The sequence below is a fragment of the Reyranella sp. genome (assembly GCF_004297265.1).
Lineage (GTDB): Bacteria > Pseudomonadota > Alphaproteobacteria > Reyranellales > Reyranellaceae > Reyranella.
Genome location: NZ_SCUT01000024.1, coordinates 138,324 through 162,710 on the forward strand (window position 1 = coordinate 138,324; position 24,387 = coordinate 162,710).

Annotated in this window: 24 protein-coding genes; 6 read left to right on the forward strand and 18 right to left on the reverse strand. The window is 66.0% G+C overall.

The window, feature by feature from the left end:
* Positions 1–85: 85 nt before the first annotated feature.
* Positions 86–856: a ferredoxin--NADP reductase gene (locus EPO41_RS09525; RefSeq protein WP_296323799.1), complete on the reverse strand. Its 771-nt coding sequence runs from the start codon at positions 854–856 to the stop codon at positions 86–88.
* A gap of 244 nt (positions 857–1,100) precedes the next feature.
* On the opposite strand from EPO41_RS09525, the gene EPO41_RS09530 reads away from it, so the two are divergent.
* Positions 1,101–1,835 carry a DUF1194 domain-containing protein gene (locus tag EPO41_RS09530; protein ID WP_296323802.1) on the forward strand — a complete coding sequence of 245 codons (735 nt, stop codon included), beginning with the start codon at positions 1,101–1,103 and terminating at the stop codon, positions 1,833–1,835.
* On the opposite strand, the gene EPO41_RS09535 is transcribed toward EPO41_RS09530, so the two are convergent.
* From EPO41_RS09535 to psrA, 6 genes are all read right to left on the reverse strand, one after another.
* Positions 1,836–2,837 (reverse strand): tripartite tricarboxylate transporter substrate binding protein, encoded by a 1,002-nt coding sequence (locus tag EPO41_RS09535; protein ID WP_296323805.1) that lies wholly within the window; start codon positions 2,835–2,837, stop codon positions 1,836–1,838.
* Between the two features lie 111 nt (positions 2,838–2,948).
* Positions 2,949–4,448: an ABC transporter substrate-binding protein gene (locus tag EPO41_RS09540; RefSeq protein WP_296324406.1), complete on the reverse strand. Its 1,500-nt coding sequence runs from the start codon at positions 4,446–4,448 to the stop codon at positions 2,949–2,951.
* 180 nt (positions 4,449–4,628) lie between these two features.
* Positions 4,629–5,423 carry a phosphonate ABC transporter, permease protein PhnE gene (phnE, locus tag EPO41_RS09545; RefSeq protein ID WP_295139652.1) on the reverse strand — a complete coding sequence of 265 codons (795 nt, stop codon included), beginning with the start codon at positions 5,421–5,423 and terminating at the stop codon, positions 4,629–4,631.
* A gap of 2 nt (positions 5,424–5,425) precedes the next feature.
* Positions 5,426–6,268 carry a phosphonate ABC transporter ATP-binding protein gene (phnC, locus tag EPO41_RS09550; protein WP_296323809.1) on the reverse strand — a complete coding sequence of 281 codons (843 nt, stop codon included), beginning with the start codon at positions 6,266–6,268 and terminating at the stop codon, positions 5,426–5,428.
* Positions 6,269–6,296: 28 nt separating this feature from the next.
* Positions 6,297–7,187: a phosphonate ABC transporter substrate-binding protein gene (gene phnD, locus EPO41_RS09555; protein ID WP_296323812.1), complete on the reverse strand. Its 891-nt coding sequence runs from the start codon at positions 7,185–7,187 to the stop codon at positions 6,297–6,299.
* Between the two features lie 42 nt (positions 7,188–7,229).
* Positions 7,230–8,342, reverse strand: a complete 1,113-nt coding sequence (gene psrA, locus EPO41_RS09560; protein ID WP_296323815.1) for an iron-containing alcohol dehydrogenase PsrA — start codon at positions 8,340–8,342, stop codon at positions 7,230–7,232.
* A gap of 116 nt (positions 8,343–8,458) precedes the next feature.
* On the opposite strand from psrA, the gene EPO41_RS09565 reads away from it, so the two are divergent.
* Positions 8,459–9,370 carry a LysR substrate-binding domain-containing protein gene (locus EPO41_RS09565; protein WP_296323817.1) on the forward strand — a complete coding sequence of 304 codons (912 nt, stop codon included), beginning with the start codon at positions 8,459–8,461 and terminating at the stop codon, positions 9,368–9,370.
* Here EPO41_RS09565 and EPO41_RS09570 read toward each other — a convergent pair.
* From EPO41_RS09570 to EPO41_RS09610, 9 genes are read right to left on the reverse strand one after another with little or no spacing between them, the layout of a single operon-like run.
* Entirely contained in the window at positions 9,324–10,082 is a 759-nt protein-coding gene (locus tag EPO41_RS09570; RefSeq protein WP_296323822.1) for an SDR family oxidoreductase, read from the reverse strand. The genes EPO41_RS09565 and EPO41_RS09570 overlap by 47 nt on opposite strands.
* Positions 10,083–10,109: 27 nt before the next feature.
* Positions 10,110–10,910: an SDR family oxidoreductase gene (locus tag EPO41_RS09575; RefSeq protein WP_296323824.1), complete on the reverse strand. Its 801-nt coding sequence runs from the start codon at positions 10,908–10,910 to the stop codon at positions 10,110–10,112.
* A 1-nt stretch (position 10,911) separates the two neighbouring features.
* Positions 10,912–11,466 carry a carboxymuconolactone decarboxylase family protein gene (locus EPO41_RS09580; protein WP_296323827.1) on the reverse strand — a complete coding sequence of 185 codons (555 nt, stop codon included), beginning with the start codon at positions 11,464–11,466 and terminating at the stop codon, positions 10,912–10,914.
* Between the two features lie 30 nt (positions 11,467–11,496).
* Complete coding sequence (locus tag EPO41_RS09585; protein WP_296323832.1) at positions 11,497–12,315, reverse strand: SDR family oxidoreductase; 819 nt, start codon at positions 12,313–12,315, stop codon at positions 11,497–11,499.
* Between the two features lie 9 nt (positions 12,316–12,324).
* Positions 12,325–13,164, reverse strand: a complete 840-nt coding sequence (locus EPO41_RS09590; protein WP_296323834.1) for an SMP-30/gluconolactonase/LRE family protein — start codon at positions 13,162–13,164, stop codon at positions 12,325–12,327.
* Positions 13,161–14,039, reverse strand: a complete 879-nt coding sequence (locus EPO41_RS09595; RefSeq protein ID WP_296323837.1) for an MBL fold metallo-hydrolase — start codon at positions 14,037–14,039, stop codon at positions 13,161–13,163. The genes EPO41_RS09590 and EPO41_RS09595 overlap by 4 nt, the downstream gene beginning before the upstream one ends.
* 14 nt (positions 14,040–14,053) lie before the next feature.
* Positions 14,054–15,166 carry an S-(hydroxymethyl)glutathione dehydrogenase/class III alcohol dehydrogenase gene (locus EPO41_RS09600; protein WP_296323841.1) on the reverse strand — a complete coding sequence of 371 codons (1,113 nt, stop codon included), beginning with the start codon at positions 15,164–15,166 and terminating at the stop codon, positions 14,054–14,056.
* Positions 15,167–15,221: 55 nt separating this feature from the next.
* Positions 15,222–16,202, reverse strand: coding sequence for a nitronate monooxygenase family protein (locus EPO41_RS09605; protein WP_296323843.1), 981 nt, complete (start codon positions 16,200–16,202; stop codon positions 15,222–15,224).
* Between the two features lie 3 nt (positions 16,203–16,205).
* Entirely contained in the window at positions 16,206–18,545 is a 2,340-nt protein-coding gene (locus tag EPO41_RS09610) for a CoA transferase (protein WP_296323846.1), read from the reverse strand.
* Between the two features lie 77 nt (positions 18,546–18,622).
* Between EPO41_RS09610 and EPO41_RS09615 the strand changes: the two genes are divergently transcribed.
* Positions 18,623–19,837: an LLM class flavin-dependent oxidoreductase gene (locus EPO41_RS09615; RefSeq protein ID WP_296323849.1), complete on the forward strand. Its 1,215-nt coding sequence runs from the start codon at positions 18,623–18,625 to the stop codon at positions 19,835–19,837.
* A 3-nt stretch (positions 19,838–19,840) separates the two neighbouring features.
* Positions 19,841–20,416, forward strand: coding sequence for a class I SAM-dependent methyltransferase (locus tag EPO41_RS09620; protein ID WP_296323851.1), 576 nt, complete (start codon positions 19,841–19,843; stop codon positions 20,414–20,416).
* Here the strand turns inward: EPO41_RS09620 and EPO41_RS09625 are convergent.
* Positions 20,413–21,225: a metal-dependent hydrolase gene (locus EPO41_RS09625; protein ID WP_296323854.1), complete on the reverse strand. Its 813-nt coding sequence runs from the start codon at positions 21,223–21,225 to the stop codon at positions 20,413–20,415. The genes EPO41_RS09620 and EPO41_RS09625 overlap by 4 nt on opposite strands.
* 128 nt (positions 21,226–21,353) lie before the next feature.
* Here EPO41_RS09625 and EPO41_RS09630 point away from each other — a divergent pair, with 128 nt between their 5' ends.
* Positions 21,354–22,526, forward strand: coding sequence for a thiolase domain-containing protein (locus tag EPO41_RS09630; protein WP_296323857.1), 1,173 nt, complete (start codon positions 21,354–21,356; stop codon positions 22,524–22,526).
* A gap of 3 nt (positions 22,527–22,529) precedes the next feature.
* Entirely contained in the window at positions 22,530–22,925 is a 396-nt protein-coding gene (locus tag EPO41_RS09635) for a Zn-ribbon domain-containing OB-fold protein (protein ID WP_296323860.1), read from the forward strand.
* Between the two features lie 42 nt (positions 22,926–22,967).
* On the opposite strand, the gene EPO41_RS09640 is transcribed toward EPO41_RS09635, so the two are convergent.
* Complete coding sequence (locus tag EPO41_RS09640; RefSeq protein WP_296323861.1) at positions 22,968–24,380, reverse strand: bifunctional 3-(3-hydroxy-phenyl)propionate/3-hydroxycinnamic acid hydroxylase; 1,413 nt, start codon at positions 24,378–24,380, stop codon at positions 22,968–22,970.
* Between the last annotated feature and the right edge of the window lie 7 nt (positions 24,381–24,387).

The window sequence follows — 24,387 nt, forward strand, 5'->3', positions numbered from 1 at the left end:
AGCCTGACGGCATGCGTTTGTCGCCGGCATCCTAGCCGCCAGCGACCGTCACACGCTACGTGCAGGGCCTCGCGAAGCGGAACCGTTATTCGACGAAGGCCTTCTCGACGACGAACTCGCCGGGCGTGGTGGTGCTGCCCTCGGTGAGGCCCATGCCTTCGAGGAGGGCGCGGATGTCGGCCAGCATCTGGACGGAGCCGCAGAGCATGAAGCGGTCGTTCTCGCGCGACATCGGCGGCAGGCCGACATCCTTGGCCAGGGTGCCGTTCTCGATCAGGTGTGAGATGCGGCCGCGATACTTGAAGGGCTCGCGGGTCACGGTCGGGTAGTAGACGAGCTTGTCGCGCACCATGTCGCCCAGGATCTCGTCGGCCGGCAGCTCGTCGGCCAGGGTCGAGCGGTAGGCGAGGTCGCGGACATGGCGGCAGCCATGGACCAGGACGACCTTCTCGAAGCGCTCGTAGACGTCCGGGTCGCGCACCAGCGAGAGGAAGGGGGCGAGGCCGGTGCCGGTGCCCAGCAGGTAGAGATTGCGGCCGGGGGTGAGGCTGTCGAGCAGCAGGGTGCCGACCGCCTTGGCGCCCACCAGCACGGGATCGCCGGGGGACAGGTTCTTGAGATGCGAGGTGAGCTTGCCGTCGGGCACCTTGATCGAGAAGAACTCCAACTCGTCCACGTAATGGGGACTGGCGATGGAGTAGGCCCGGAGCACCGGTTTACCCTCGACCTTCAGGCCGATCATGGTGAACTGGCCGCTGGCGAAGCGGAAACCCTTGTCACGGGTCGTCCGGAAGCTGAACAACTCGTCGGTCCAGTGATGCACCGACAGTACGGTCTCGTTCCTCAACGCACTCACGCGCAAACTCCTACGCAACGGGCCGGCGCCACGCCGGGGCGATGGATATAGTGCAGTGCAGCAAAAATAGCCAGATACGCGAGTAATTCGCAATAGCAAGAATGTCGCGTATCGGCGGCGCGTCAGGGCAGGAATTTCCACGCAGACCGCGTTCCGCACAGCTCTTTTGCCAAGGCTCCAAGCGGCTCGCGGACGGAAGCGGGCGTCCTATACTCAGTGGAACCGGTAAGTGAGGTCGCGTGCGATGAGGATGATTGTTGCGCTGCTGGGCATGATGCTGGCGCTGTTCTCTCCAGCGGTGCGGGCCGCGGAGCCGGTCGACATGCTGCTGGTGCTGGCCGCCGACGTGTCGCGCAGCGTGACCGATCCCAAATTCAGGCTTCAGCGCGAGGGTGCCGCGGCCGCCATCACCCATCCCGACGTGGTGCGGGCCATCACGTCAGGTCCGAACCGGCGCATCGCCATCTGCTTCGTCGAATGGGCCTCGGCCAACATGCAGAACGTCGTCATCGACTGGATGGTGATCGGCGACGGTGCCTCGGCGCGCAATTTCGGTGACAAGCTGATCGAGACTCCGCGCTCCTTTGCCGGCAGCACCTCGATCAGCGCCGCCATCGACTTCGCGGTCATGCATCTCGAGCGCGCGCCGTTCACAGCCGACCGACGGGTCATAGATGTGTCCGGCGATGGCAACAACATTGCCGGCCGCCTGGTCACCGACGCGCGTGACGATGCGGTGGCGAAGAACATCACGATCAACGCGCTGGTGATCCTGACGCCCATCGAGGAAGCGTTCCGTCCCGAGCACACCAACCCGCCGGGCGGACTGGAAAAATACTTCCAGGACAACGTCATCGGCGGTCCCGGTGCCTTCACCATCGTTGCCGAGAATCATGGGGCGTTCGGCCGGGCGATGACGAAGAAACTGATCCAGGAGATCGCGGGATTGCCGCGCTCCCGGCTGGCAGCCGTCGACTGACTATTCCGCCGTCGCGCCCGACGCCTTGATGATGGGCAGCCACAGCGCCTGGTCGTCAGCGATCAGCTTGCGGGCGGCGGCAGGCGTATCCGGCGGCAGGACCTCGAAGCCCTGGACCAGGAGCTTCTCCTTCACTTCCGGCATCTGGGCGATGCGGCCGATCTCGGCATTGAGGCGCGCCACGATGGGCGTCGGCGTGCCGGTCGGCACCGCAAATCCCAGCCACGTGGCGACGACGAAGTCGGGCAGGCCCGCCTCCATCATGGTCGGCACGTCGGGCAGGATGACCGACCGGTCTTTCGTGGTAACGGCGAGCGCCTTCAGCTTGCCGGCCTTGATCTGGCCCACCACGGTCGGTGCATTGAAGAAGCCCATCGTCACCTCGCCGTTGATCACGGCGAGGACGGCGGCCGGCGCCCCTCGATAGGGCACGTGCTGCAGCTTCACCCCGGTGCGCTGCTCCGTGATCACGCCCGACATGTGCAGGCTGCTGCCGACCCCGCTCGACCCGTAGGTCAGCTCGCCCGGCTTGGCACGGGCCTGCGCGATCACGTCGGCGACGGTGTTGGCCGGGTTGGCGGTCGAGACGACCATCACGTTGGTCAGGATGCCGGTCGTGGAGACCGGGATGAGATCCTTCAGCGGGTCGTATCCGGGCGACTTGTAGAGCCCCATGTTGAAGACAGTCGCGCCCTGAGAGGTGAGCAGCAGCGTGTAGCCGTCGGCCGGCGCCCGCGCGCCTTCCGCAGTGCCCAGCAGGCCGCCGGCGCCGCCCTTGTTGTCTATCACGACCGGCTGGCCAAGCGCCTTCGCAAGCTGCTCGCCGAAGGTGCGGCCGACTGTGTCGGCGCCGGCGCCCGCAGCGAAGGGGATGATCATGCGGATCGGCCGCTCCGGCCAGTCGGCCGCCATCGCCTTGCCGGTCGCGAGTATTGTCGAGGTGAGGAGCAGCGTGCCGGTCAGGGTGTGCCGGCGCGTCAGAACCTGTCGTGATGAACTCATGTCAGCTCCTCCCTGGAGTGTCGTACAGGCGCGTTGTTCACGCCCGCGTTACTTCCGACAGTACTATAACGGCCGGGCCGCTCGTAGCGACCCGGCCTTTGCAGCTCGTGCCTACTTGTCCAGCCAGACGTCCTCGAAGCGCGAGCCGTTGTAGAGGCTGTTCACCATCGGGCGGAAACCCTTCACGTAGGGGTGCCAGCAGGTTCCCGAGGCATTCCACATGATGATCGGGCGGAAGCCCTCCTCGAGGATCTGCTTGTCAATCTCCCAGACGAGCTTCTTGCGCTTCTCGATGTCGCGCTCGGCCGACTGGACCGGGAAGAGCTTCTCGATCTCGGGGTTGCAGTAGCCGACATAGTTGCGCTCCGACTTGCAAGCATAGTGCTCGAAGTAGGTCTGGTCGGGGTCGTCGACGCCGTTGCCGGTCGTGTTGAGGCCGACCGAGTAGTCCTTGCGCGCGACCTTGTTGAACCACAAGGCGGTGTCGACCAGGTCGAGTTCGCCGTCGATGTAGATCTCCTTCAGCTGGTCGATCAGGATCACCGCCGGGTCGCGATAGAGCAGGTGGTTGCGGGTCGAGACCTTGAGCTTCAGCCTGTTGTCCGGCCCGTAGCCTGCCTTCTTCATGAGGGCCTGCGCTTCAGCGCGGTTCTTGGCGACGTCGGGCCCGTATCCCTGGACCGTGTCGAACATCGCCTTCGGCATGCCCCAGACGCCGCCCGGCGCTGGCTCCATGACGCCGCCCGCCTCGCCGGCCCCCTGCGCGAGGATATTGATGAAGGATTGCCGGTCGATGGTGAGCAGCATTGCGCGACGGATGTCGGGATTGTTGAAGGGCGGCGCCTCGCTGTTCACGATCAGGTTGGTGCTGTTGTTCATCGGCGCCACCTCGCAGACGGCAGTCGAGGCCTGCGCCTTGATGTCCTTGAGCAGCGGGATGGTGACGGCATAGGGCGAGGTCATGTCGAAGCGGCCCGAGACGAAGCCCAGCATGGCGGTGCCGCGGGCCGGCACGATCGGCATCTCGATGCCGTCGAGATAGGGCTTGCCCTTCTTGAAGTAGTCCGGGTTCCGGACGAGCTTGACGATCTCCTTCTGCTTGAATTCGCCCAGCTTGAAGGGACCGGTGCCGATCGGCTTGGTACGCATCTGTGCCGTCGGCACGTGGCAGGAATAGACGGGGCTGTAGCCCGAAGCGAGCAGGATCAGCAGCGAGGGTTGCGGCTGGCCGAGATGGAAGGTCACCTCGCGGTCGCCGTTGGTCGTGACCTCCTTGAGGTTCCAGTACCAGGAGATGCGCGGGTTCTTGCGCAGCTTCTGGGTCTCGCTCTTGCCCGTCAGCATGTCCCACGTGCACTTCACGTCGGCCGAGGTGAAGGGCTTGCCGTCATGCCACTTGGCATTGCCGACCAGCTTGAAGGTCAGCTTCTTGCCGTCCTCGCTCCACGACCAGCTTTCGGCCAGGTCGGGACGGATCGACTCGAGGCTGTTCTGCGGAATCTGCTGATCGAAGACGACGAGATTGTTGTAGAGTCCCATGAAGGGCACGACCGTCGATGTCGTCGCTTCCTCGTGAATCGAGGTGCTCGGCGGATTGTCCGCAATGTACATCTTGAAGGTGCCGCCGCTCTTCTGCGCGAGCGCCGGCGCGGCCGACAGGCCGAGCGCCGCCACGACACCGAGGAATCCGATCCATAAACGCATGTAAGCCATCCTCCCAAACCCAATTGCAGAGAGGATGGCGTGATGGGACTTCCGCGTCGAGAGCGCCCGTCCGGCTGGCGAATTGTCCTATCGGATCATGGCACGCAGTTTCGACGACATGAGGTCGGCGGCAAGCACGAGGATCAGGATCACGATGACACAGGCCGCCGTGTCCTCGTAGGCGAAGAGCTTCATCGAGCTGATCAGTTCGAAGCCGATGCCGCCCGCGCCAACCATGCCCAGCACCGTCGACACGCGGATGTTGGTTTCGAAGCGATAGAGCACGACCCCGATCCAGGCCGGAAGGACCTGTGGCAATACGCCGAACACGATCCGTTGCAGAGTGCTCGCGCCGGCCGCGCGCAGAGCGTCGAGCGGACCTTCGTCGATTTCCTCGATCGCCTCGGCGAAGAACTTGCCCAGCATGCCGGCGCCGTGCAGCGCGATGGCCAGCACGCCGGCAAACGGGCCGAGGCCCACGGCGGCGACGAAGATCAACGCCAGGATGATCTCGTTGATGCCGCGCATCACGTTCAGGACCTGGCGCAGCCCATGAAACACCCAGGCATAGGGCGAGAGGTTTCGCGCCGCGAAGAAGCAGACCGGCAGCGCCAGCACGATGCCGAGCAGGGTGCCCCACAGCGCGATCTGCACCGTCTCGATGGCGGGCTGCACCAGCTTCTGCATGAAGGCGAAGTTGGGCGGCAGCATGCGGCCGATGAAGTCGCCGATCCAGGGCAGGCCCTCGACGAAGCCGGATACGCTGAGGCGCGTGCCGACGGCCGACCACCAGAGAGCGGCGATCGTGAGGCCCCCGATCGGGACCATGATCCACCAGCCGAGCGGACCGCGCGGCTTGTTGACGACGAATTGCAAGGACATTGTCAGGCCCTCTCTTCGACGGAGGCGGCTGAGGCTGCGAGCGCAATCTCGGCTTCCGCCGCGGCGCGGCGTCGCTCGGTAAGACGCTGCGCGGCGTCGAGTACGTTGGGATCGTCGAGGCCGGGATAGATGCTGCGGATCACGTCGCCGCTCACGCCCGCCGGCGCGCCGTCATAGACGACGCGGCCGGCCGAGAGGCCCACCACCCGCTCGGCAAACTCGAGCGCATAGTCGATCTGGTGAAGGTTGCAGAGGACGGCGATGTTCGATTCCTTGCAACTCTTCTTCAGGTAGTTGAGCACGGTGCGCGAGGTCTTGGGATCGAGGCTCGCCACCGGTTCGTCGGCCAGCATGAATTTGGGCTGCTGGGCCAGGGCGCGGGCGATGCCGACCCGCTGCTGCTCGCCACCCGACAATGCATCGGCGCGATTGCGAGCCTTGTGATCCATCGCCACCTGTTCGAGGCAGTGCAGCGCGATCTTCACGTCGGCCTCGGGAAAGAGCTGCAGGCTGCTCAGGATCGGCGAAAGGTCGGCCATGCGGCCGACCAGCACGTTCTTCAAGACCGACAGGCGCTTCACCAGATTGTGCTGCTGGAAGATCATCGCGACGTTGCGCCGGAGCAGGCGCAGGTCGCGGCGGTTGGACGATAGCGAGGTGCCGTCGACCACGATGTCGCCGGCGGTTGGCTCGATCAGCCGGTTGATGCAGCGCAGCAGGGTCGATTTGCCGGCGCCCGACGGTCCCAGCACGACGACGAATTCGCCGGGCCGGATCGAGAGGCTGACATCGTGCAGCGCCTGGTGATCGCCATAGGATTTGGCGAGGCCGCGGATTTCGATCATGGGGCGATCTCCCTGCGAGCAGGCGTAGCTACTTCTGCTTCTTGAGATCGATGTTCGCGAGCTTCGCGGTCTCGCGAACGATGTCGTAGGCTTGGTCGTTGGTTTCCTTGAAGCCGTTCAGCTTGCCCTGGTCGGACCAGTTGAGGTCTTTGATCGACAGGAAGGCGGCCTTCACCTTGGCCTTCGTTTCCGGCGACAGGTCCTTGCGCCACACCATCGGCGATTCCGGGATCGGCGGCGATTCCCACACCACCTGGATCTGGTCGGCCTTGATGTGGCCCTTGGCGATGGCGGCGTCGAGGATGCGGTCGGCGATGGTCGCGGCATCGACTTTGCCGTTGGCCACGGCCAGCGCGTTGGCGTCGTGCGCGCCGGTGAAGATCACCGTCTTGAAGTCGCGCTTGGGCTCGATGCCGGCCTTGAGCAGGCCGGCCAGGGGGAAGGCATAGCCCGAGGTCGAGGCGGGATCGACGAAGGCGAAGTTCTTGCCCTTGAGATCGTCGAGCGTTTTGATGCCGCTCGACTTCAGGGCGATGATCTTGGAGTGGTAGTAGGTGCGGCCGGCCTTGGCGGTCTCGGCGATGGCGAAGGCTTCGACCGGCGTCACGGTGGTGGCCAGCACGTAGGAGAAGGGCCCGAGATAGGCGATGTCGAGGTGCTTGGCGCGCAGCGCCTCGATGACGCCGTTATAGTCGGTGGCGACGAAGCCCTGGACCTTCATGCCGGAGTTCTTCTCGACCGCGTCGAGGATGTCCTTGCTTTGGGCCAGCATCGCCCGCGAATCCTCGGAAGGAATGAGACCGACTTTGAGCACCTGCTGGGCCTGGGCGTGAGCCGTGCCCCAGGTTCCGATGGTGCCACCCCCCAGTAGCGAGCCAGCGGTCAAAAGCCCGAAATCGCGACGCGTCATCCTGGTCATTTTTGCTTCCTCCGTGGTTTCTTTTCTTTTGGTGCTTGACGTCTAAGCGGCCATCTCGGCCAACAGTGCCTCCCGTCGTCCGATGAAGTTGCGACCGCGATCGCCCGCCAGCGCGTCGTCGACGAGCCGCGCCCAGTCGCGAGCCGCGATGCCGTGCGCGGTGGCATCGGGCGAGATGCCGAGTGTCGTCAGGAACGTTTCGAGCCGCACGGCGCCCGCACCAAGGTCGTTGCCGAAGATGCGTCGCAGCGAGGCGTCGCAGGCGGCGTCGCAGCCGGCCACAGCGCGCATCACCATGGGCAGGCTGAACGAGCAGGCGATGCCGTGCGGCACGCCGTGGTGCAGGGTCAGGTGATAGGACAGGGAATGTGCGAGCGCGGTGCGGGTATTCGAGAAGGCGAGGCCCGCGAACAGGCTGGCGCGCGCCAGCCGCGTGCGCAGCGCTTCGTTCCTGAGATCGTCGGCCAGCAGCGGCAGGGCGTCGATCACTTCTCGCGCGGCGACCTCTGCCAGCGAGCTCGAAACCGGGTTGGCGTTGACGTTCCAGATGCTTTCCAGCGCGTGACTGAGGGCATCGAGGCCGGTGCTGATCGTGATCGCGCGCGGCAGGCCGAGGGTCAGCAACGGGTCGACGAGGGCCGCTTCGGGGTAGAGCGTCTCGCGGGCCAGCGAGTACTTCTTCATCGCAATCGTGTCCCAGACCGTGGCCCAGGAGGTGACTTCGCTGCCGGTGCCGGCGGTCGTCGGAATGGCGATGATCGGCGTGCGGCCGAGCGAGTCGCCATCCTTGCCGGTCACCAGGTGGTGGCGGACCGTCTCGAAGTCGCCCTTGGCGGCGGCCAGCACCTTGGCGGCATCCATCACCGAGCCGCCGCCCAGCGCCACGATCGCTTCGACAGGACGCGCGGCGGTCGCGTAGGTGCGGCAGCATTCGGTGAGGCCGACGAAATCGGGATTGGGGCCGATGTTGCTCACCGCTACGGCGGGCGCACCGGCCTGGGCGATCACGCGCCGTGTCAGGTCGGCGAAGACGCCGCCGCCATTGGCATCGTCGTAGGTGACGAGGCAGTAGGCCCGGCCGGCCAGCACCTTGCCCAGCGTCTCGAAGACGCCGGCGCCGAACTTCACGTCGACCGGATTACGGTAGCGCCACATCCGCGCGTCACTCCCATGGCTCACTGGCTCTGCCTTGTCGGCTTTTGACAATCCTCCGGCCGGTACTCACATTTATCCAATTCAAACATTCTCAAAGTGGCATTGAGAAAATCAATATGAGGCACACACAGCTCCGTTCCTTCCATGCCGTGGCGCAGCGTCTGAGCTTCACCGCCGCCGCGCGTGAACTGGGCGTGAGCCAGCCCACCATCACCACCCAGGTGAAGTCACTGGAGGGCGAGTTCGGAGTCGAATTGTTCGTGCGCCGCGGGCGCCGCATCGAACTCACCGAGACCGGCACGGGCCTCTTGGACATCACCCGCCGCCTGTTCGCCGACGAGAAGGAGGCGGCCGACTATCTCAACGAGACACGTGGCCTGCGCACCGGGCATCTGCGCGTCGGTGCCGTCGGGCCCTATCACGTCACCGATATGCTGGCGGCCTTCAACGCACGCCATCCCGGCCTCTACGTGTCGGTCACCGTCGGCAATTCACGCGACACGTTGCGCGACCTGCTGGACTACCGCACCGACGTAGCGGTGCTGGCCCATGTCGATCCTGATCCGCGGCTGGTCGCCATTCCCTATCGCCGCCACAGGGTGATCGCCTTCTGCCATATGGATCACCCCTTCGCTCAGCGGCGCAGCATTCGTGCCCGCGACATGGAGGGACAGCGGCTGGTCGTGCGCGAGGCGGGCTCGACGACGCGCCGTGCCTTCGACCAGGCGATGCGTGAGGCCGATGTGCGGCCCAAGGTCGTGATGGAGATCGGCAGTCGCGAATCGATCCGCGAGGCAGTCGCCAAGGGGATCGGCATGGGCGTGGTATCGGAGGCGGAGTTCATTCCCGACCCACGGATCAAGCCGCTGCCGATTACAGATGCCGAGATCTACACCTACGCGCACGTCGTGCATCTCAAGGAGCGGCAGAACGCGCGTCTCGTGCGCGCCTTCCTTCAGGTCCTGGGCGGGCTGCTGCCGGTCAGTTCGCCATCCAGCCGCCGTCGACCATCAGGTTCTCGCCGGTGATGAACGTCGCCTCGTCGGAGGCGAGGAACAACGCTGCGTTGGCCACGTCTTCGGAGCGGCCGAGGCGCGGCAGCGGCGTGCGGGCATGGGAATAGTCGATCCAGCGAGGCTCGATCGCGCGCCCCGTCTTGCCGGTGAGGATTTTCCCCGGCGCCACGGCGTTGCAGATGATGCTGTCGCGTCCGTAGTCCGAAGCGATCTGGCGCGTGATGTAGACGACCGCCGATTTGGAAACGCCGTAGGAGAAGTCCTCGGGCGAGGAGATCATGCCGTGCTGCGAGGAGATGTTGACGATGCGCCCGCGCGCCTCGTTGCGGATCTCCTGCGTCAGCATCCGGCGCACGGCAGCCCGGCACATCAGGAAGACGCCGGTGACGTTCACCTCCATCACCCGATTCCATTCCTCGAGGCTCGTGTCGGTGAGCTTCCTGGCCGAGCGGATAGCGGCGTCATTGACCACGATGTCGAGCCGGCCGGTCGGCAGGGCCGCCCGGCGCACCGCTTCCTCGACGTCCTTCTCGTTCGACACGTCGCCCTGGAAGAAGGGCACGTTCAGTATCTTGTGCGTCGGCTCGCCGCCCTCGACGACGGCCTCCGTGATGTCCATCAGGAGGAGGGTCGCGCCCTCCGCCTGGAACTTCTTCGCGATGGCGCGGCCGATGCCCGAGGAGGCACCGGTGATGAGGGCGGTCTTGCCGGCAAGTCGGTTCATGGTGCCCACCGACGCAAGGATCGTGCCCTAGCCACGCCGGACGCTGGCGCCGCCATCGACCGGCAGGGTCACACCGGTGATGAAGCTCGCCTCGTCGGAGGCGAGGAAGAGGGCGGCATTGGCGACGTCCCAGCCGGTACCCATCTTCCTGCGCAGCGGCACCTTTGAATCACGCTCGGCCTCGACCTCGGCGCGACTCTTCTTGAAGGTGCGGGCGCGCGTGTCCACCGCCATGGGGGTGTTCATCAGGCCGGGCAGGATGACGTTGGCGCGGATGCCGTATTGCGCGTTCTGGTAGGCGAGCTGCTCGGTGAAGGAGACCATCGCCGCCTTGGTCGCCTTGTAGGCGACGTAGGGATAGGTGGTGATCACCGCCATCGACGAGATGTTGATGATCACGCCGCCCTGCTGCGCGCGCATGATCGGGAGCACGTACTTGGCCGCGAATATGCAGCTCTTGAGGTTGATCGCGGTGCAGCGGTCGAAGGCTTCCTCGGTGATGTCGAGCAGCTCGGCATCGCCGCCCGAGAGCGACACGCCGACATTGTTGTGCAGGATGTCGATCCGGCCCCAGCGGGCGTGCGCCTCGTCGACCATCGCCTTGAGCTCGGCGCCCTTGGTCACGTCGGCCTTGAAGGCGACCGCCGTGCCCTGGTTGACGCCGATCATCTCGACCGTCTCCTTTGCGGAGTCGAGATTGTGATCGACGCAGAGGACCTTGGCACCCTCGCGTGCAAAGGTGAGCGCGGTGGCGCGGCCGTTGCCCATGCCTTCGCCGGGGCTCTGCCCGGCGCCAACGACGATGGCGACGCGATCTTTCAGGCGCATGTCACTTCACTCCCGGCAGCGGGTACTGCTTCAGCACTTCCTTGTACTGCGGCTCGTTGTCGATCTGCATCGTGGCAAGCACGCGGACGACGGCGCAGTAGAAGGCGATGGTGAGCACCAGGTCCGTCATGTGCTCGTCGGACAGGTCCTTCTTGATCTCGGTGAAGGTCGCGTCGGACATGCCCAGGTCCTTCACCATCTCGCGCGCGCCCCTGAGGATCGCCTTCGCGAGCGGCTCGAGCTGCGAAGGCTTGCCCTCGGTCTCGGCCATCAGCCCCTGGATGTCCTCGTCGGTGACGCCGAACTCCTTGCCGATCTTCACGTGATGAGTGAATTCGTATTCGGACTTCTCCAGCCAGCCGACCTGCAGGATGGCGAGCTCGCGCAGGCGGGGATCGAGTTTGCTCTTGAAGCGGATGTAGCCGCCCAAGCCGCTGAAGGCCCGCGCCATGTCGGGCGAGTTGACCAGCAGCTTGTGCAGGTTGGTGTTGCGCTTGAGCATGTCGCGATACTCGGGCGCGACCTGGTCGGGCTCGAGATAGGGCAGCCGGGCCATCCTGGTTGTTCTCCCTTATTGGCTTGTTGTTCAATGATCCTGTGAATCGCGCTCCGGCCCCTGCAGCGTGACGCCACCGTCGACGACGAGGACCTGGCCGGTGATGTAGCGGGCATGGTTGCTCAGCAGGAAGCGCACGGCGTGGCCGACGTCCCAGCCCGTGCCCTCGGTCTTGAGGACGGAGGCCTTCGCACGTTGGGCGCGCGCGGCCTCGCTCATGCCGTTGCCGCGAGCATAGACCATCGGCGTGTAGACCGGCCCGGGACAGATGCAATTCACGCGGATGCCGTCACGGCCATGATCGACCGCCATCGCCTGGGTGAGGCCGATCACGGCGGCCTTGGAGGTCGTGTAGGTGGTGAGGCCGCGCGGCCGCAGCGCCGAGATCGACGAGATGTTCACGATCGAGCCGCCCTTGGCGGTCTTGATCATGGCCGGAATCGCGTGCTTGGAGAGCAGGAACATCGTCTCTACGTTGACCTGCATCACGCGACGAAACTCTTCGGGCTTCTCGTCGACCACCGAGCCGCGGCTGCCGATACCGATATTGTTGTCGAGGAAGTCGAGCCGTCCCCAGCGGTCGACCGCGGCATCGACCAGCCGCTTGCACTCGGCCTCCTGCGTCATGTCGCCGGCATGGGCCGCGGCATGCCCGCCCTCCGCCTGGATCATCTCGACGGTGCGTTGCGCCAGCCTCAAGTCGCGGTCGGCCACCAGCACGCGGGTGCCCGCACGGGCGAGCAGGATCGCTGCGGCGCGTCCGTTGCCGATCCCGTCGCCGGCGGCGCCGCCGCCGGAGATGATCGCCACCTTGCCGGCCAGCCCGGCATAGTCCTCTGGACCTTTCACGCTTTCCTCCTAGGGCAGGCCCGCGCCGGGTACGTCGACGCGCATCGTCTCGATGCGGCCGTCCTTCTTGTCGGCGATCGCCGGTCCGCTGCCGCTGTTGGTCACGACGAAGAGGGTCCGGCGCCCCTTGCCGCCCAGCATGCAGGCATAGGCCGCGCGTTCGCCGAGATCGAGTTCGTGCGTGACCCTGCCGCCTTCGAGCACGCGGACCATGCGATGGGTGAAGGCGCCGGTGACCCAGATGCCGCCCTCGGTATCGAGGCAGATCCCGTCGGGATTGCAGGTCGGTGTCTCCGCCCAGATGCGCCGGTTGGAGAGCGTGCCGTCGTCGGCAATGTCGAAGGCCGTGAGACGTTTGGCGAAAGTCTCGCCGATGATCATCGTCCTGCCGTCGGGGGTGATGACGGTGCCGTTAGGGAACATCAACTCGTCCGCCGCCGCGTGAACCGAGCCGTCGGGATCGACCCGCGCCAGCACCGCGGCGCGCGGCTTCTCGCCGGCGTGCCGGTCGAAGCCGAAATTGCCGACATAGGCGCGGCCCTTCGCATCGACGACCATGTCGTTGCAGAGACCGGTCGCGACCGAGCCCAGCTCGGCCTCGACCGAGAGCTTGCCGTTCGCGAAACGCATCAGGCGGCGGTCGGTCATGCTGACGATCAGCATCGTACCGTCCGGCCGCCAGCCCAGGCCCGACGGGCGTCCGGGCACCTCGACGATCGTCTCGGCCTTGCCGCTCTCGTCGACGGTGCGGACCTGATGGACGTAGAAGTCCGAGAAATAGAGCCGGTCGTCGCGCCAGCGCGGGCCTTCACCGAAGGAGAGGCCGTCAAGCAGCGGTTCGAGCTTCATGGACGATCCCAGTCGATCCCGAAGGAGTTGCCCTGCGGCTTGATGTAGCCCGCATTGGCGCCGGGGAAGTGGGCGGGACAAAGGAGGGCGTTGCTCTCGACGCAATCCTCGAGGAGCTTGCGGCGCGAGCGGGCCGAGATTTCTTGATCCCAGCAGAACTGGCTCGACCAGTCGGGATGATAGACCTGGATCGGGTGGTGCATGATGTCGCCCGAGAAGCAGGCCTGCTTGCCCTGGTCCTTCAGGTTGATCGCGATCGAGCCCGGCGTGTGGCCGGGGTAGTCCGTGATGGTGAGCAGCGGGTCGGGCTGGTGATCGCTCTCGATCATCACCGCCTTGCCGGCCTCGACGACCGGCAGGACCGAATCGTCGAACGAGCCGCCGTTGGTCTCGAGTCCCTTGGTCTTGTGTTCAGTCTCCCAATGCGCGTACTCGCGCTTGGCGAACAGGTACCTGGCGTTCTTGAAGGTCGGCACCCAGCGGCCATTCTCGAGCTTGGTGTTCCAGCCGACATGGTCGACATGCAGGTGGGTACACATCACGAAGTCGACCGAATCGGGATGGCAGCCGCAGGCCTCCAGCCGTTCGAGGAATGGCGTGTTGAGCTTGTTCCAGCCGGGATTGTGCCGGTCCTTGTGATTGCCGAGGCAAGTATCGATCAGGATCGTGTGCCGGCCGGTCTTCACGACCCAGGTATGGACCGATCCGATCAGCCGGTCGCTACCGGCTTCGACATGATCGGGCACCATCCAGCCCTTCTGCGCATCGAAGGCTTCCTGGTCGAACTTCGGGAACATGCGGGCGGGTTTGAAGCCCGGACCGCAGATCTCCTCGACCTTCTCGATCGTGGCGTTTCCGATGGCTCTGACGGCCAATTTTCCCTCCTGCGCTAGAACGTGACGACGCTGCGAATCGACTCGCCCTTGTGCATCAGGTCGAACGCGTCGTTGATCCTCTCGACCGGCATCGTGTGGGTGATGAGAGAATCGATGTCGATCTTGCCGTCCATGTACCAGTCGACGATCTTCGGCACGTCGCGGCGGCCCTTGGCACCGCCGAAGGCGGTGCCCATCCAGGTGCGGCCGGTGACGAGCTGGAACGGGCGCGTGGCGATCTCCTGCCCGGCGCCAGCGACGCCGATGATGACCGACTTGCCCCAGCCGCGATGGCAGCATTCCAGCGCCTGGCGCATCAGCTTGGTGCTGCCCACGCATTCGAAACTGTAATCCGCGCCGCCGTCCGTCAGCTCTACGAGATGCGCGACGAGGTCCTTGTCGCCGAGGTCCTTGGGGTTGACGAAGTGCGTCATGCCGAACTTGCGGCCGAGCGCCTCGCGCGCCGGGTTGAGATCGACGCCGATGATCATGTTGGCGCCGACCATGCGCGCACCCTGCAGCACGTTGAGGCCGATGCCGCCCAGGCCGAACACCACGACATTGGCGCCGGCCTCGACTTTGGCGGTGTTGATCACCGCGCCGATGCCCGTCGTGACGCCGCAGCCGATGTAGCAGACCTTGTCGAATGGCGCGTCGGGACGAATTTTCGCCAGCGCGATCTCGGGCAGCACCGTGTAGTTCGAGAAGGTCGAGCAGCCCATATAGTGATGGATCTTCTGGCCCTTGATCGAGAAGCGCGAGGTGCCGTCGGGCATCACGCCCTGTCCCTGGGTGGCGCGGATCGACGTACAGAGGTTGGTCTTGCCCGACACGCACGATTTGCACTGGCGGCATTCCGGCGTGTAGAGCGGGATCACGTGATCGCCCTTCTTCAGCGACACGATGCCCGGCCCGACATCGACGACCACGCCCGCGCCCTCATGGCCGAAGATCACCGGGAAAAGGCCTTCGGGATCGCCGCCGGAGCGCGTGAACTCGTCGGTGTGGCAGACGCCGGACGCCTTGATCTCGACCAGGACCTCGCCGAACTTCGGCCCTTCGAGATCGACGGTTTCGATTTCGAGGTTCTTGCCGGCCTCGAAACAGACGGCTGCCTTTGTCTTCACGCGATCCCCCTCAAAACTCTGGACTTGAAACCTAGAGCAGGGGGGCGCCCACCGTCTACGCCGCGGCGCTGCCCGCGAGCTGACGCGCCATTTGAGACTTCGCCTCGCGATACTGGGCGATCAGGCGCCGCACGAGATCGGCGGCGGTCGGAACGTCCTCGATGTTCCCGACGCCGTGACCGGCCGTGTAGATGTCCTTCCAGCGCTTCTTGTTCTCCTGGGCGCCGACGATCTTGCCCGGCAGGGTCGTGCGCAGCACGTCGAGATCGATGCCGGCCGCCAACAGGCTGGGCGTCAGCCAGTTGGCCGGCGCGCCGTCGACCGAGGCGGTGAGGAAGACGTCGGTTGCGCGCGTGCCCAGGATCATGTCCTTGTGCGGCTGTGCCGCCATCGATTCCTGGGTCGCGATGAAGCGCGTGCCGATATAGGCGAGGTCGGCGCCCATCGCCTCGGCCGCCAGCACGTCGCGGCCCGTGGTCTGGCCGCCGGCCAGCACCACGGCGAAACTGTCGCCCAACTGTCGCACCTCGTTCATCAGCGCGAAGGGATTGATCGTGCCGGTGTGCCCGCCGGCGCCGCCAGCCACCGCGATCACGCCGTCGACGCCGGCTTCCAGCGCCTTCTCGGCATGGCGCCGGTTGGCGATGTCGTGCAAGGCGACGGCACCCCAGCCATGGATGCGCTTGATGGCCTCGCCCGGGGCGCCCTTTGAAGTGAGCACTACCGGCACCTTGTACTTCTCGACCAGTTCGAGATCGCCCTGGTAGCGCGGGTTCGAGGCATGGACGACGAGGTTCACGGCCCACGGCGCGGGCTTCTTACCGGCATCCTCCAGGCGCTTCATCCCCTCGACCATCTCGTCGAGCCAGGCCTGGAATTCCTCACGGCTGCGCGTGCCATGCGCGGGGAAGCTGCCCATCAGCCCTTCGCCGCAGCAGGCGAGCGTCAGCGCGGGATTGGAAACCAGGAACATAGGAGCGGCGATGGCGGGGATCGCCATGCGCTCCATCAACTTGTGCACTTCGGCGCGCGGCATGGATCAAACCTCTCCGATGGTGGGCGTGGTGGATGTCACGCCGCTGTCGTTCAACTGCTTCAGGCGGGCATCGTCGTAGCCCAGCAATTCGCGCAGCACTTCGTCGGTGTGCTGGCCGAGATCGGGCGCGGGCCGCTCGATGGCGAGACCCTTGCCGTCGAGGCGGTAGGGCAGGCCCTTCACGAGGCCGCCCTTCTCGTCGCGGAGTAGGGTCACGCCCTGCAGCGCGGTGTCGCGCAGCAGGTCGTTGCCGTCGAGGCAGGGCGCTGCAGCAATGCCTTTGGCCAGCAGCGACTTCAATGCAGTCTCACGGTCCTGGCCGGCGCAGAAGGTGGCCATCGACGGATCGGGCGTGTCGAGGGTCACGGCCAGCCATTTGCCGTCCGCACATCGATAGGAGTCCTGCTGCGCCACGCCCGCTTCGGTATTGCCGCGTGGTGCCAGCCGATGGTTGGGATCGGCCGAGGCGGCGAGAATCTCCTCACCGAGCGTAAACGACGCGACCTCGCGCTGGGAGAAATCGAGGAAGGCACCCTTGCCGCTGCGGCGCGCTTCGATGACCGCGGCGATCACGATGCCGGTGGCGAACAGCGACACGATCTGGTCGGGATAGTTCACGTCCATGCCGGAGATGCGCGGCTCCTCGCCCTCGTAGCCGGTGAGCGAGGCGATGCCCGAGGTGGCATCGAGCGTGCTGCCAAAGGACACATTCATGCGCTCGGGCCCTGTATCGCCCTGGCTGGAGATCGCGGCGAACACCAGGCGAGGGTTGATGGCGCTCAGATCCTTGTAGCCGAGGCCAGCGCGGTCGAGCACGCCGCGGCGGAAATTCTCGACCACGACGTCGCAGTGCGCGGCGAGTTCGCGGATGACGCGTTGGCCCTCGGGATCCTTCAGGTTCAGCGCCAGCCCGCGCTTGTTGCGGTTGGTGAAGCGGAACTGCGGCGAGCGGTTCCACCAGCCGTCGTCGTTGTCGATCTTGCCGACGACGCGAAACGGATCGAGATAGGCGCCGGACTCGATCTTGATCACGTCGGCGCCGAGATCGGCCAGCATCGCCGACGTGTTCGCCCCGGCGGTCAGCAGTCCGAAGTCGAGCACACGGATGCCGGCAAGGGGTCGTCCATTCTCCTCCCCATTCAAATGGGGAGGTGTCGCGGTCATCCGCGACGGAGGGGTCATGGGCTTTGAGAGGTCGCGCATGACCCCTCCGCCCTCGTGAGACGAGGGCACCTCCCCATTTGAATGTGGAGGTGGAAGAGCAGGTGCAGGCCGCGGTGCGAAGGAGCGGCCGTTCCATTGCACGGGCAGCTGCGGCAGGCGCAGCTTGCCTTCCGTTCGATGCATCATGTCGGCGAGGAAACCACGCGCCACGTATTGCTCAGTCTGCAGCAACTCGGCCGGCGAGAAGATCGGGCCGAAGGGCACGCCCCTGGCCTGCGCCGTCTTCTGGATCTCGTCGCGCGTCTTGTCGGCGAACCACGGCGCGAGCGCTGCATAGAGTTCGGCGATGTTCTTTCGTCGACCGGCCCGTGGGCTGAATTTCGGATCGTCGAGCCGGGGATCGCCGACCAGGGCGCGCGTCGCCGGCCACTGGGTGACGGTATAGACAACCGCGACATGCCCGTCGCGGCAGGGCAGCACCTGGAACTCCGAGTTCTTTCCCTCGCGGCCGGGCGAGACGCCCGAGGCGGCGGCGCCGGAGGCGGCCTTCCAGTTCACCCACTGCATGACTTCGGCCAGCGACACCCGCACAGAAGGCGCCCGGCGTCCCACGTCGCGGGCGGCGAGAGCCGCCATGAGGCTGGTGAAGGCTGTGAGGCCTGCCGGATAGGAGGCCTGATGGCCGCCGAGCTTCAACGGCTTGCGCGCGGGCTCGCCGACCATATGCATCAGCCCGCCCAGCGCCTGGATCGCCAGTTCGCTGACCGGCCGTTGCGTCGCATCCATTTCGATCGGGAACGCCGCGATCTCGATCGGCGCGGCCTTGCCCGCGCGCAATACCGACGCGACGGAAGCCGGTTCCTCGAACAGTACGGCATCGGCTCCGTCGATCACGGCAGCGAGTGCAGCGCGGCCGGCTTCGCTCGAAAGATCGAGCACCAACGAGCGCTTCGACGTGTTGAGGAATTGGAACAGCGCGCTTTCGCCCTGCGGCAGCAGGGGCGGCGCGCGGCGCATCGGATCGCCGCCGGGCGGCTCGATCTTGAGCACGTCGGCGCCGAGATCGGCCGCGATCTTCGCCGCAAGCGACGTCGCAAGACGCAGGCAGAGCGGCACTTTTGCGTCGTTGACCTCGACGATCTTGAAGCGTGCCAGTGGAAGGGAAGGGGCCTCGGTCATCGCGGGATGATCTGCGCAAGCCGGTGCTGCGGTCAACGCCGCGCGCATGCTACCGTCGCGCGCGACGGAGGACTTCCATGGCACAGACCGGTAATCACAAGGGACTTACGTTCGGCATCTTCCTGGCGCCGTTCCATCGCGTGGGCGAGAACCCGACGCTCGCGATGGCGCGCGACATGGAGCTGATCGAGTGGATCGACGAGCTGGGCTACGACGAAGCCTGGATCGGCGAGCATCACTCGGCCGGTTGGGAGACCATCGCGTCACCGGAAGTGTTCATCGGCGCCGCCATCGAGCGTACACGCTACATCCGCCTCGGCTCGGGCGTGACCAGCCTGCCCTATCACCACCCGTTGATGGTCGCGAACCGCTTCGTGCAGCTCGACCATATGTCGCGCGGCCGCACGATGCTGGGTTGCGGTCCCGGCGCGCTGCCGTCCGACGCCTACATGATGGGCATCGATCCCTCGACCCAGCGGCCGCGCATGGAGGAGGCGCTCGAGGCGATCATGCGCCTGCTCGCATGCGAGGAGCCGGTCACGATGAAGACCGACTGGTTCGAGCTGAAGGAGGCGCGGCTGCATCTTGCGCCCTACAGCTATCCGCACTTCCCGATCGCCTGCGCCAGCACCATCACCCCCTCGGGCATGATCGCGGCCGGCAAGCACGGGCTCGGAGTCCTGTCGATCGGCGCAGGCATTCCGGGCGGGCCGGAGATGCTCGGAAAGCAGTGGGGCATCTACGAGGAGACGGCGGCCAAACACGGCAAGACGGCGGACCGCAGCAAGTGGCGCGTCGTGGTGAACTGCCATGTCACGGAAGACGACGAGCAGGCGCTGCGCGAGGTCCATGCCGGCGAGCGGCGCGAGACCGTGACCTATTTCGAGGATACGCTGGGCCGCCCGCCGGGGCGGGCGGACGATCCGCTTCGCGAGGGCGTGAAGATGGGCACGACCCTGGTCGGCAGCCCCGACACGGTCGCCAAGGGGATCGAGCGGCTGCTCGGCTTCTCCAATGGCGGCTTCGGCGGCGTCCTGTTCCGCGCCCACGAGTGGGCGACGCGCGAACAGACCCTGCGCTCCTACGAGCTGTTCGCGCGCTACGTGATGCCGCGCTTCCAGGGTTCGCTCGACACGATCGTCAACTCGAACCAGTGGGCCAAGGACAACCGCAAGGGCATCTTCGGTCCCAACGTGGCGGCCGTTAAGAAGGCCTTCACGGATGCCGGCCGCGAGGCCCCCGAGGAATTCCGCGCCCGCACGCCCGGTGCGCGCGACGTGGCGGGCGACTGACGCTTGGCGGCCGACCAATGGTTGGCGCGCTGGTTGCCGCTGCTCGCTGAGCGGGTCGGTGGGCAGCCGGTGCTGGAACTCGGCTGCGGTTGTGGACGCGATACCGCCACGCTGGTCGAGGCCGGCCATCGCGTGATCGGCGTGGAGCTATCGCCCGACGCCGCCAGCCGTGCCCGTGAGCGTGTGCCGTCGGCGGAGATCCATTGCCAGGACATCCGCGCGCCGTTTCCGCTCGTCAGTCCTGTCGGCGTCGTCGTCGCCAGCCTGTCGCTGCATTACTTCCACTGGCCGGAGACCCGCACCCTGGTCGATCGTGTGCGCGCGGCGTTGCGTTCTGACGGCATGCTGCTGTGCCGGCTCAACTCGACGAACGACCACCATTTCGGCGCAAGTGGTCATCCGGAGATCGAAAACGATTTCTATCTCGTCGACGGCGCGCCCAAGCGCTTCTTCGATCGCGAAGCCGTCGAAAGGCTGTTCACCCCCGGCTGGCGCACGATCGCCATCGAGGAGAAGGTGATCGACCGATACGATCACCCCAAGGCCGTGTGGGAAGTCGTCCTCGAACGGGCCGACTAGAACGTCTTCTTCGTACCCGGCTCGGCATCGATCACTTCGATCGACGACTGGCCCAGAGCCGCCTTGTATTCCGCGGGCGTGCCCCGCAGGAACGGGTTGCTGGCGTAGTGCATGGGCCAGGCCATTTTGGGCTTGATCAGCTCCTTGGTGGCGTAGGCTGCCGCCTTCGGATCCATCACGTAATGACCGCCGATCGGGACCAGCAGCAGGTCGGGCTTGTAGTATTCGCCGATCAGCTTCATGTCGCCGAACATGCCGGTATCGCCCATGTGATAGATCTTGAAGCCGTTCTCCAGCTCGATGATGAAGCCGCAGGGCTCGCCGGCGGCGTAGCTCGTGTCCTTGCCGGTCGCCGGGTCCTTGAGGATCATCTCCGAGGAGTGATCGGCATGGACCATGGTGATCTTGACGCCAGGGAAGGGCTCGATCGTGCCGCCCTTGCTCATGCGCGGCACGAGGTTGGCGGGCATCAGGCCGAGCGTCGCGAGGGTCTGGTTGAGGCCGGCCGGCGCCCAGATCGGCACATTGTTCTTCTTGGCGATCTCCATCGCGTCGCCCAGATGGTCGCCATGGCCGTGCGTCACCAGGATCAGGTCGACCTTGCCGATCTTGTCGAGGTCCTTCAGCTCCGGCGGGATCTTGGTGGCGCCCATGATCCAGGGGTCGATCATGATGACCTTGCCGCTCTGGGTCGTGAGCTTGAAAGCGGCCTGACTGTACCACAGCAGCTCTGCCTTGCCCTGGGCCTGTGCCGCGCCGGCGAAGGCCAGGCCGGCTGCGGCGATGACGGAAAGAAGACGGAAGATCATGCGGCGTCGCTCCCCAATCGTTTCGCAGAGCCTAGCATCGTTCTTCGCTGCGAAAGTGCGCACTTTCCTGTGAGGCCCCGATCCCCCACCATGTGCGCTGCACAATGACCTAGGGGGATGGCTCGCCGATGAGCATCAAGGGCAAGGCCTATATCGCTGGAATCTACGAGCATCCAACGCGGCTCGCGAAGGATATCTCGCTGGCCCAGATCCATGCACAGTGCGCCAAGGGCGCGCTGGAGGATGCGGGTCTCACCAAGGACGATGTTGACGGCTACTTCTGCGCCGGCGATGCGCCGGGCCTCGGCCCGATGTCCATGGTCGAATATATGGGCCTCAAGGTCCGTCACGTCGATTCGACCGATACCGGCGGCTCGTCCTACGTGCTCCATGTCGGCCACGCCGCCGAGGCGATCGCCGCGGGCAAGTGCAAGGTGGCCCTGATCACCCTGGCTGGCCGGCCGCGCGCCGAAGGCATGGCGACCGGTACGGTGCCGCGCAGCCGCGGCGGGACGCCGACGCCCGACGATCCGTTCGAATTCCCCTACGGCCCGACGGTCGTGAACATGTACGCCAACTGCGCGATGCGTCACATGTACGAGTTCGGCACGACCTCCGAGCAGCTCGCGTGGATCAAGGTCGCTGCTTCGCATCACGCACAATACAATCCGCATGCCCTGCTGAAGGACGTGGTCACGGTCGAGGAAGTGGTGAACTCGCCGATGATCTCCGATCCGCTGCACAGGCTGGACTGCTGCGTCATCACCGACGGCGGCGGCGCCATCGTCGTCGTGGCGCCGGAGATTGCGGCGACGCTGAAACGGCCGAAGGTCAAGCTGCTGGGCGCCTCGGAGTTCATCAAGACGCAGATGGGCGGCAAGGTCGATCTCACCTACTCCGGCGCGCGCTTTACCGGCCCGGCGGCCTTCGCCGAGGCGGGCGTGAAGCCCTCCGACATGAAGTACGCCTCGATCTACGACAGCTTCACCATCACCGTGCTGATGCAGCTCGAGGATCTCGGCTTCTGCGAGAAGGGCAAGGGCGGTGCCTTCGTGGCCGACGGCAACCTGATCTCGGGCATCGGCAAGCTGCCGTTCAACACCGACGGCGGCGGCCTGTGCAACAACCATCCCGCCAACCGCGGCGGCCTCACGAAGGTGCTGGAGGCCGTGCGTCAGCTGCGCGGCGAGGCGCACCCGAAGGTGCAGGTGAAGAACTGCGATCTGGCCATCGCGCACGGTACGGGCGGCTCGCTCGGGCTGCGCCACGGCAGCGCGACCGTCATTCTGGAGAGGGAGTAGACCATGTCGGAGACCAAGGAGCGCAAGCTGCCGCCTCCCGCCATCAGCGAAGAAACGCAGGCCTATTGGGATGCCGCGGGCAAAGGCAAGCTTCTGGTGCGCAAGTGCACGAGCTGCGGCCAGGCGCACCACTATCCTCGCACGATCTGCCCGTTCTGCTTCAGTGACAAGACCGAATGGGTCGAGGCGTCGGGCAAGGGCACGATCTATTCGTACAGCGTGATGCGCCGCGCGCCGGTGCCCTACGCAATCGGCTACGTCACCCTGGCCGAAGGTCCGCGCATGCTGACCAACATCGTCGATTGCGACTTCGACAAGCTGAAGTGCGATCAGGCGGTGACGGTGGTCTTCAAGCCGACCGACGGCGGCCCGCCGCTGCCGATGTTCACGCCGGCCTGACGTTCGGGGCGGGAGGCTCCAGCGAGCCTCCCGCATGGACGGTCAGCCTCGCCAGTTCAGGGCGGATCGATGGTGCGTTTCCAGTGTCGCGCGGTCGTCGGCGAGAGCGAAGACGTAGCGATCCGGGCGCAGAATCGCAGCGCGCGAACCATGACGGGCCAGCCAGTCGGCAGCAACGCCCGGCAGCAGGGCGGCTGAGGTTTCAAGGCCCGCGAGCATCTCGGCATCGCCCACGATTGCGAAGCGCTGGCCGATGACCTCGTCCATCAGCCGTCCGTCGGCGAGGCGCGGCTGCGGGAAGATCGTGCCGACAGGCGGCGGTGCGTCAGTGCGGCAGCCCGGCCCGAGTTGCGGCTGCGGAAAGTCGAACAACTGCGCACCGGTGGCGAAGCGCGCGTCACGCGCCGCGGCGGCGGCGGGATCGGTCTCCTGCAGCACGGCGCCGAGCTTCACCGCGAGCTCGATGAAGGCGCGGACATGCGGCAGGCGCTCGCTCTCGTAGGTGTCGAGCAGCGACTCGGGCGCGCCCTCGCCCAGCACGCTGGCGAGCTTCCAGGCGAGGTTGCTGGCGTCGCGCATCCCCGCGCACATGCCCTGGCCGAGGAAGGGCGGCGTCTGGTGACAGGCATCCCCCGCCAGCAGCAGCTTTCCCCGGCGCCAGCCCTCCTGCACGACCGAATGGAAGGTGTAGACGGCGGCGCGCTCGATCCGCGCGTCGTCGGGCCCGACCCAGCGCGCCATCATCGGCCAGAATATGTCCGGGGCGGCGAGTCGCTCCGGATCGTCGCCGGGCATCAGCATGATCTCCCAGCGGTGCCGCGCGCCGCCGACATGCACGACCGTCATCGGCCTCGCCGGATCGCAGAGCTGGACGGTATGGTCGGGTAGCGCCTTCACCCGCGGCGAGTCGGGATTGCACAGCAGGTCGACCACCAGCCAAGGCTGGTGCAGGCCGAGGTCGCCCTGCCGGCTGCCGATCGCGCGGCGCACCAGCGAGCGCGCGCCGTCGCATCCGACGATGTAGCGGGCGTCGAGCTCGCCCACGTCGGCGATCTCGCGACCGAGATGGACTGTCACGTTCGGGAAGCGCGCGACGCCGGCGCGCAGGATTTCTTCGAGCTCCGGTTGGTGAAAATACCAGTTGCCCGCCCAGCCGTGCGGCCCAGGTCCGTCGATGCCGCGCCGAACCATCAAGGTCTGGCCGTCGGCATTGACGAAATGCATGCCCTTCGACGAGGCCCGCGTCATCGCGGCGATCTTCTCCGCCAGGCCGACCGACTGGAAGATCCGCATCACCTCGCCGTCGAAATGCACCGCGCGCGGCAGCGCATGGATAGCCGTGTCGCGCTCATGCACGGCGACCGACAGCCCGGACTGGCCCAGCAGGTTTGCCAGCAGCGCGCCAACCGGGCCGTAGCCCAGGATGGCGACGTCGGGAGATATCGCGGAAGTCACGCGCCGG